The sequence below is a fragment of the Streptococcus sp. DD11 genome (assembly GCF_001578865.1).
GTDB lineage: Bacteria > Bacillota > Bacilli > Lactobacillales > Streptococcaceae > Streptococcus > Streptococcus panodentis.
Genome location: NZ_KQ969394.1, coordinates 361,410 through 369,544 on the forward strand (window position 1 = coordinate 361,410; position 8,135 = coordinate 369,544).

Sequence of the window (8,135 nt, forward strand, 5' to 3'; positions counted from 1 at the left end):
CAAGAGTTTGGCAGTTAACTGGTTTGTCGGAGATTTGGCCCGGCTGCCCATTCAGGAGCAGGCAGTGGATGTTGTTTTGGATATTTTTTCCCCGGCCAATTATCAGGAATTTCAGCGGGTCCTGAAAAAGGAAGGATTGGTCATCAAGGTCGTCCCCAAGGACAGCCACTTGCAGGAAATCCGCGAAAAGGCGGTCGAACAGCTGGGCAGAAAGACCTATTCCAATCAGCAGGTAATCCAGCATTTTCAGGAGCACTTTGACATTCTGTCCCAGCAGGAAGTCGAACACTGCCAACCGCTCCAACCCCAAGAAAGAGCCGCTCTGATCCAGATGACGCCCCTGCTCTTTCATGTCCATCAGGAACTAATCGACTGGGAAGACCTCAAACAGGTCACTATCTCCGCCATTATCCTCGTTGGAAAAAGAAAACAGAACAAGTAATAACTAGGAAAGGACCTAAAGCAGAGTCTCAAGCTCCAAAGAGACCGCCTGTCCCACAAAAAACTGCCAGCCTCATCTGAAGCCGGCAGTTTTTAAGTTTCAACAGTTAGTTATATGCTCGGGGATTGAAGCGGCCGAGACAGACTCCAGGCCAAGCCTAGAAAGCCGAAAGCTCGGAAGCGCCATCCACCAGCCCCAAACCTCCACTGGAGCTTTTGAGTGCCTCGCTGCCCTATCGTCCTATATTTTTAGTGATAGGCTGAAACTGTCCCCCAGACAGTTTCACCACTAAAAACAAAGAAAAAGACTATAAAAGATAAAGGAAATGAGCATCCGCGGCAGGAGCGGCACACGAGTTTAGCTCTCGCCTTATTTGTCTAATTCCTGCAGTGCAGCATCGGCATCCACAATAATTTTGACATCCGGAAGGTGAACTTTGGGCTCATCCAGTGTTTTCTGAAGCAGCTCAGCCTGCATTTTAGCTGTTTCCTGCTCATTCAGCTGGCTGATAACAAAGTCTAAGCAGCGCTGCTTGCTTTCTTCCCTCTCCAGCTGCTGAAAATAGGCAGTTAGCGCTGCCAGTTTTTTATCTCCGCCTGCCGAACCTGCTGCCAGCTGATTGGAAAGCCCCAGAAGATAGTCAGACCTGACATGAAAGAGACTGCTCATATTCTTCAGCTCCATAGCCTGAGGCAGATTGGTGTTGCTTTCCCACTTAGAAACGGTGCTCTTGCTGACATGCAGCACCTCCGCCAAGCGGGCCTGGGTAAAGCCCTGAGACGACCGCAGCTGTCTGATCCGTTCTCCTATCGTCGCCATTTGCCAACCCTCTCTTTCTCATCATTTCAATAAAATTATACCAGCAACCGAATCGTTTATCAATATTCTCTTAACGAAATTGTAAAGAAAGTTTAATAAGCGGCTCAAAAGCCTATTAATAAAACCTATATTTTAAAAATCATGATTTTAAATCAACAAGGCTATTGATAAACTAAAATAAAAGGTATATAATTTTAGTCATAAAATTTGAGGAGGCTTTTATGGTAACGATAGCAGAATTAAGAGCACGCCACAATAAAATGACACAGGCTCAACTGGCAAAATTGCTGGGGGTTTCTCAGATGACCGTCTCCCATATGGAGCGGAATCAACTCAGTATCAGAGGTGACAAACTGGTCAAACTTGCCAAAATTTTCAACGTAAATACCGACGAACTTCTTAAAGTGGATTGATTTTAAATCAACTTTTCAGTGGTGGTGAAGTCATTTACAGAGGAGCAACGTTTTATGGAAATTAAAATCATATTTTTAGAAGAAAAGCTGAAAAATTTTAAAAAACAATGCAAAGACGAGCAAAACCAAGAAATTATCAACTGCATGCTGCTGGGCTACAGCCCCTACAATATGTGTCTGGAAATCGGGATCAATGTCTACGGCGGCCAGCGTCCTATCAGCAAATCCCTGGCCAAGGAATTCAGCAGCAAAGATGTTGAGGAAATCTTTGAAACCTACTATCGTTTACTCTATTTTCCCCTGCTTCAGTTTGAAGAAGGGCTGATGACCAAGCGCTTTATCGACAAGTGCAATGATTTTCTGAAAAGCCTGACCTATCAGAATTTCATCAATTATCTGAAAGATCCTGCTGTTATTATTTCTGAACATCTGATTGATACGGATATTTTGGCCAAATTCTTCTCCAGAGAAATGCAGCAAAAGCAGATCAAGAAGGTGGAAGCTGAACTGGGCATTGAGTTCAATGTCCGCGATAAGATTACTTCTTGGCTGCGCAAAGCCAATGTCATGTACTACAAGGGACAGTATATCGACATGAAGACACAGGAACCGCTGACCTTTGTCTGCGACTAGACCGACCAGCATCTCAGGCCCTTTGAAAGTCTAAATGAGGCCGGGACTGACTTCTGTGATATAGCCTTTTAGTCGGCTTTTAGCAGTGAAACTGCCCGGGGGACAGTTTCAGCCTATCATTTTGAAATAAGAAAATGATGGGCTGCGAGCTGCTCAAAACCTCCAGCGGAGGTTCTGAGGCGGCGGATAAAGCTTCCGCTAGGAAGTGTCAAAAACCTCCAGCGGAGCTTTTGAGGCGGCGGATAAAGCTTCCGTGAGGAAGTCTGTCTCAAAAGCGCAGGTCTGATGGCGGTGGGACAGACTCACTCCCCCGGACTAAACGAAAGCCGGGAACTGCGTTCCCTTTATCTCCAGCCTCCAACAGTCCTTCTGGACTGTTGGAGCAAGTCGAGTTAATGACGGAATAAAAGAGAAACGAATGACGATATAAAACAGGCACTGTCTTCAGCGCCTGTTTTATAGTATCTCAATACTGTCATCTAGCAAAGCCTGCAGCTCCTCCGGTATCTGATCAAGGTCTTCTAACTTTATCAGACCGACCTTGGTTCCGTCATATTCCTGGACTGTCACAGGAAGCGTTTGGGCTATTTCTTCGATTAATTTTTCTCCATGGACGACCAAATATTTTTTACCATCATCTGTTTGCTTCATTCATTTTGACTCCTCTTTTATTTTCTACATCTCGTATGGGCCTTATTTCGGTGCGCCGAATCTTCTGTCTGACTTGTAAATCTTTTTTATCCTAAATATCATTTGCGGCCTTGAAGCAGCTGCTATCAAGGGGTGTCAGGAATAAAAATGTTTACTGAGCAAGGGTAGATATTTCTCCTATAAGAGTATACCATAAGTCTTAAAAATTCCTGTAAATTTGAATCGAAAATTAATTTTTTTATTCAGTAAGTTCATTGAGAAAATCTTATAGTTTTTTAGTTCGCTTTTGGCAGTGAACTGGGCTGGGAGCAAAAAGACTCGGGGAATCTTTTTAGACCGAGCCTGAAGCCAAGCCCCAAAATTTTCAAGAAGGGCTTCTGTTCCGCCGCTATGCCTGCTTCTGAATGGCATCCTCATCATTTGAGCATTCAGAAAGCCTGCAAAAGAAATCACCCATTATCCTCAACGAAACCTATGGATGCATGAATTTAAAAGGCAAAACCGAATAAGTGCTGCTGTCCGGATCAAATTGATAGAGGGAGCTCAGCAGGTCATCATTCTGGACACTGTCCAAATCAAAAAAGAGAATATTAGCCGCATAATCCGGCAGACTGTAGGTCTGACTGATTTCTTCAACCCAGTCCCAAGAGTCGACAATCAGCACCAGATAACGGTAGTCATCTTCAAAAGTCGACCAGTGCTGCAGCAGCAGCAGCAGGTCTGCCACATCTTTTTCCGTAACCAGAGGATAGAGGTCAAAGACATACTGCAGCCTTGGATTTTCAAAAAGGAGCTCGCCCTCAACACTGGCCTGCCGCAAAAAAATCTGCCGTTCTGTCTGGCTTTCTTTTTCCTCGCCCAGAGCATTCTTTTTTCTATCTGCCTGCCTAACCGTGTAGGGCTTGGGCTCAAACTGCTTTTTAGGTATGAAATCCTTGTAATGGGCTGACAGCCTAAAAACCTGATAGGTATCTACGATTTTCCAGCTGCGGATTGGCTGGTAAAGATCCGCATCAAAGGCGGCCTCCCATTGATAGCACCCTTGCTGCTCCAAAAGCTGCAAATAGCGCAGCAGAGAGAAGCCGTTTCGTGTGATGGAGTAAGCCCTGGCTGACTCCCCGGCCTTGTCCTTGCGCGGAAATTCCCAGACCTCAATCAAAAAATACTGATGCAGTTTTTTCAGAGCTTTTTCAAGGCGGCTTCCCGCAGTACTGCTCCCTATTTCCTTTTGAATCTGGAGTTTCTGGACGTTTCTGAAACGGGCAATAAACACCAAAATTTTTTGTTCCAGCTGCGACAGCTGGCGGCCAACCAGCAGAAAATCTGCTTCGCTCTGGTAACTGATTGTCAGCTGGATGCTTCCTGAACCGTCATTGTCTGCCTGCAGAAAAAAAGGGAAGCGGTTGGTCTGCGGCAGGCGTTTTATCTGAAAATGCCGGTAGTAGTCTTTATCGTAAAATGAAGGAACGACAGTGGTGTATTTCCCAGATTCGTTCTGTCTGATTTTATATTTGCTAAGGATTGTGGACAAGCCTTTTTCACCTCCTTTTTGTCATTATTCTTACTTAAAATTATACAGGAAATATTTTTAATAGAGCTTTATCATAAAGAGAGAAAACAAAAAAGCCCGACCTTGCAGTCAGGCATCTAAAGGAGTCCGGCAGCTCTCAATGACTCATCGTCAAAAAGAGGTTACTGAGTCTTTTTCTTGTCTGTCATGCCGAGCAGGGCCAGCATAGACAGAAGGGCTGCTCCAGTCGCGGCCAGAAGCAGGGACCGCCTTGTTCCTGTCGCCGGAAGCGCTGGATCCTGAGCTGTCACGGTTACTGTCACAGGCGCAGGCGGGGGAGTCGGTGCGGCTTCGGGGACAGCTGTGGTATTGTTATTCGTGTTTTCTACAGGACCTTGGACCGAAATAGTCGGATCAGAGATGCTGGCTCCCTCACCATTTCCTTCAGCCCTCTTATTTTTGTCAATAGGATTATTGCCGTCTGCCGGTCTGGAAGGATCGGTCGGCGTGACTGGGTCAGCAGGGTTGACCGGTCTGTTAGGCTGATTGTCATCACTTGGAGGACTCGGCTGGGGAGGAGTTGGCTGGACTGGCTGACCATCGTCGCTCGGAGGGGTTGGCTGATTGTTCCCATTGCCGCCGCCATTGTTGCCGCCGTTATCATCAGCAGGCGGGGGAGTCGGCTGGTTATTGTCATTGCCGCCGTTGTCGCCATTATCGGTAGGAGGCGGAGTTGGCTGATTATTATTGTCATCCGGATTAGGATCAGCCGGAGGAGTCGGCTGGACTGGCTGACCGTCGTCGCTCGGAGGGGTCGGCTGATTGTTCCCATTGCCGCCATTGTTGCCGCCGTTATCATCAGCAGGCGGGGGAGTCGGCTGGTTATTGTCATTGCCGCCGTTGTCACCATTATCGGTAGGAGGCGGAGTTGGCTGATTATTATTGTCATCCGGATTAGGATTAACCGGAGGAGTCGGCTGGTCATCCCTTGGCGGAACTGGCTGGACTGGCTGAGCATCGGCAGGCGGAACGACCGGATTGGGCTCGTCCGCATAAGCCAGACTGGTTCCAATGCCTGCAGAAAGCAGAATCGAAGCTGAAAGCAAGAGAATTTTATTCTTTTTCATAACAGAAATTCCTTTCGTTAGTGATTATTTCTATTATATCTCAGGAGCCCCCTTGTTTCTTTTTATCATAAAAAGTTTTCCTGCTTTTCCTCCTTGCTGTTTCTGCTGATAAGAGGAACCGTTTCCATATCGTCTTTTAGGTTGCTTTTAGTAGTGAGAGTAGGACAGACTCCCATGATGGCTGCGCCCGCACCCACAGAGAGAGCTATCTTTGGGAAGATACCGTATAAAAATCGGTAAGACGGAGTCTTCGATTTTGTCAGCCAGTCTTAGTTTCTAGTTGCTGACCTGAAACAGCCTACCCCCAGGCTGTTTCACTCCCGCCTCCGCACAGTTGAGCAGGCTTGTAAGAGTTGATTTATCAACGAATTAGAAGCCGCTCAGCAGTGGTCCATTGGCGCTAAAGCGCCTAATGAACTGTGCAGGGGGAGATTCTAGTTGACTAAAGTCAACAGAATCTCTCCCAACCACTGCGTCTTGCAGTCGAACGATAGAAATAGACGAATCTGGGTATTTTTATCCCAGACTCACTCCCCGGGACTGAACGAAAGCCGGGAACTGCCTTCCCTTTATCTCCAGCCTCCAACAGTCCTCCTGGACTGTCGGAGCAAGGCGAGTTAACAACGGAATAAAAGATAAACGAAATGACGATACAAACAGTTCCTGCAGGGGTTCAAAAAGCCCCTTGGGATTTCTCGTGACAGGCTGAGCAGCTGGCTGTCACCATATCTGCTGCTGATGTTCCTTGAATATAAAATCCGTTCAAAAAAACAAGGTTCTGCTAAACCCTGTTTTCTTCATGTTTTTTGTCCAGTTCATCCTCGGGTTTATTAGAGACCAGCAGGAGGACGACATAGGTAAAGATTGAAATGACCAGCAGACTGAGGACAGAGGCAATGTTTTTAAGCTGAAAGGGGCCTGCTCCGGTAAAAAGGAGGAAGAACAAAAGGAGAAAGCCGATGCTGAAAAACATAAATCCAAAGAGCTGCACATAGCTCTGGTCTCGAATCCAGACAGCATGAGCATCTGGCACAAAGCCATTATAGGCGAGTTCATGAAAACTGAACATCAGAGGCTCCTGATTCTCTGCCAGACGCTCATTGACCCTCAGTTCCAGCTCGTAGACCAGCAGGGGATCCAAGTCCGTAATCAGAACCTGGCCATTCTGGCATTGCTCAATAAGCTGATCCAGCTCTGCTGCATTCAGATGACTGTGCATATACTTTTCTTCCTTTTCTTTTTTACTATCTTTTAGTATAGCTTAAATTGCTGAGTTTTACCAGCCCTTGCAAGCACTCTTCTGGGCTTAACGGCTGGCGGCGGAATGAACTCTTCATCCGCTGCCTCGCTTTCGGATTTCCAGACCCTGACCTTTTCACTCCTTCAGACTGTTTTGCCGTTCTGCCTCCGCACAGCTCTCAAGAACAGCTAATCCCCCCGCACTCTGATATTGCCGCCATGATAGGAAGCGATTTGGAGCTGAGCGGTATAGTCATTATAGTTGCCGACAAAGTAAGAATTTTCCTCTCCATCTTTACTCAGGACACAGATAAACTGAAGGACATCGTCACTATAGGACTTGAAGACCTCTGTCTGGCTGTCCTCTAAGCGGTAACCAGCTAAGTTCAGAGCCATCGCAAAGGTCAGAACCATGGGGCTCGATGTTGAGGACAGATGATTGTCCATCGTCCCCGACACATCTGCTGTATTGGGATGCTTTTTAATATCCTCAACAGCTATCTTTAAAGCTTCAGCCACCTTGTTTTTCTTGTCCTCAGACACTAGGCTTTCCGGCCGCTCCAGAGTCGCGCGCGCCTGCCGATAATTTTTTTTGTTGGGAGTCTGTTCAGACTGACTGTAAGATGACACAACGCTGGACTCGGAAGAAGTTGTCTGTGAAATTTCCGGCTTCTTCTCCTTCTTTTTAGCCTGTCTGTTCAAAAACGCTGTGATAAAGATGGCTGTAAGGAGCAGCAGACCCAGACAGACGAGCGCTGTCATCAGCCGCCTTTTCTTTCTTGGATTCATTATAACCTCTTTTCTTCTGATAATTCGGGGACAGTTTCACACAGGCTGTCTTTATCCCATTAGCAAGCTCTAATACCTCCGGATTGCTATTCGCTCTATTTATCCTCAATAGTAAGCGAAACCAAAGCAAGTTAGTGATTTTCGAAGAGTATGGATACAAGTTTTGATTCTCTCAGAGCATTAACTGCTGGCACCTGTCTTATCGCCTAGGTTTGGCTCCCTGTCATCCGGGTAAGCGAAAGAATAGCGTTTCTCTGCCTGCTCAGCTGGCCTAATCACACAATAGTGCCAAGTAAAGGGCTTGCCTGCAGTAGTACCGCTCACCGAGCTATTCTGCTCACAGGTCAGGATACTGCCATCCTCAAAGACATGGCAGACAATCCCGGTATGGCCTGCAGGGTTTCCGCTGTCGCTGAGACAGGAAAATATTGCTCCTTTTTTGGGGGCTTTCTTGGTCGAATTGCCGAAGATTACCGCCCAGGCAGCCGCCTGATCGATCCCATTTCCAATAA

At 46.8% G+C, this 8,135-nt stretch carries 9 protein-coding genes and 1 pseudogene; 3 read left to right on the top strand and 7 right to left on the bottom strand.

Annotated features, from left to right (window positions below; genetic code table 11):
- Positions 1 to 442, top strand: a pseudogene (locus tag STRDD11_RS14390) (rRNA (guanine-N1)-methyltransferase); the annotation flags it as partial.
- Between the two features lie 369 nt (positions 443 to 811).
- On the opposite strand, the gene STRDD11_RS07555 reads toward STRDD11_RS14390, so the two are convergent.
- Positions 812 to 1,261 carry a helix-turn-helix domain-containing protein gene (locus tag STRDD11_RS07555; RefSeq protein WP_128836797.1) on the bottom strand — a complete coding sequence of 150 codons (450 nt, stop codon included), beginning with the start codon at positions 1,259 to 1,261 and terminating at the stop codon, positions 812 to 814.
- A 221-nt stretch (positions 1,262 to 1,482) separates the two neighbouring features.
- Between STRDD11_RS07555 and STRDD11_RS07560 the strand changes: the two genes are divergently transcribed.
- Together STRDD11_RS07560 and STRDD11_RS07565 are read left to right on the top strand one after the other, a co-directional pair.
- Positions 1,483 to 1,674, top strand: coding sequence for a helix-turn-helix domain-containing protein (locus tag STRDD11_RS07560; RefSeq protein WP_128836798.1), 192 nt, complete (start codon positions 1,483 to 1,485; stop codon positions 1,672 to 1,674).
- 54 nt (positions 1,675 to 1,728) lie between these two features.
- The gene (locus tag STRDD11_RS07565; protein WP_128836799.1) at positions 1,729 to 2,307 is read left to right on the top strand and encodes a hypothetical protein; all 579 of its coding nucleotides are present in this window, start codon (positions 1,729 to 1,731) and stop codon (positions 2,305 to 2,307) included.
- A 456-nt stretch (positions 2,308 to 2,763) separates the two neighbouring features.
- Here the strand turns inward: STRDD11_RS07565 and STRDD11_RS07570 are convergent, their stop codons facing one another.
- The 6 genes from STRDD11_RS07570 to STRDD11_RS07595 all read right to left on the bottom strand — a co-directional run.
- Entirely contained in the window at positions 2,764 to 2,958 is a 195-nt protein-coding gene (locus tag STRDD11_RS07570; RefSeq protein WP_128836800.1) for a hypothetical protein, read from the bottom strand.
- 472 nt (positions 2,959 to 3,430) lie between these two features.
- Positions 3,431 to 4,489: a hypothetical protein gene (locus STRDD11_RS07575; protein ID WP_128836801.1), complete on the bottom strand. Its 1,059-nt coding sequence runs from the start codon at positions 4,487 to 4,489 to the stop codon at positions 3,431 to 3,433.
- A gap of 161 nt (positions 4,490 to 4,650) precedes the next feature.
- Positions 4,651 to 5,595 carry a hypothetical protein gene (locus STRDD11_RS07580; RefSeq protein ID WP_128836802.1) on the bottom strand — a complete coding sequence of 315 codons (945 nt, stop codon included), beginning with the start codon at positions 5,593 to 5,595 and terminating at the stop codon, positions 4,651 to 4,653.
- A 781-nt stretch (positions 5,596 to 6,376) separates the two neighbouring features.
- On the bottom strand, positions 6,377 to 6,814 hold the full coding sequence (locus STRDD11_RS07585) for a hypothetical protein (RefSeq protein ID WP_128836803.1): 438 nt from the start codon (positions 6,812 to 6,814) through the stop codon (positions 6,377 to 6,379).
- A 209-nt stretch (positions 6,815 to 7,023) separates the two neighbouring features.
- Positions 7,024 to 7,623, bottom strand: coding sequence for a hypothetical protein (locus STRDD11_RS07590; RefSeq protein ID WP_241209360.1), 600 nt, complete (start codon positions 7,621 to 7,623; stop codon positions 7,024 to 7,026).
- A 180-nt stretch (positions 7,624 to 7,803) separates the two neighbouring features.
- Positions 7,804 to 8,135 (bottom strand): CHAP domain-containing protein (locus STRDD11_RS07595; RefSeq protein WP_164828425.1); only part of this gene is annotated, 332 nt, incomplete at its 5' end.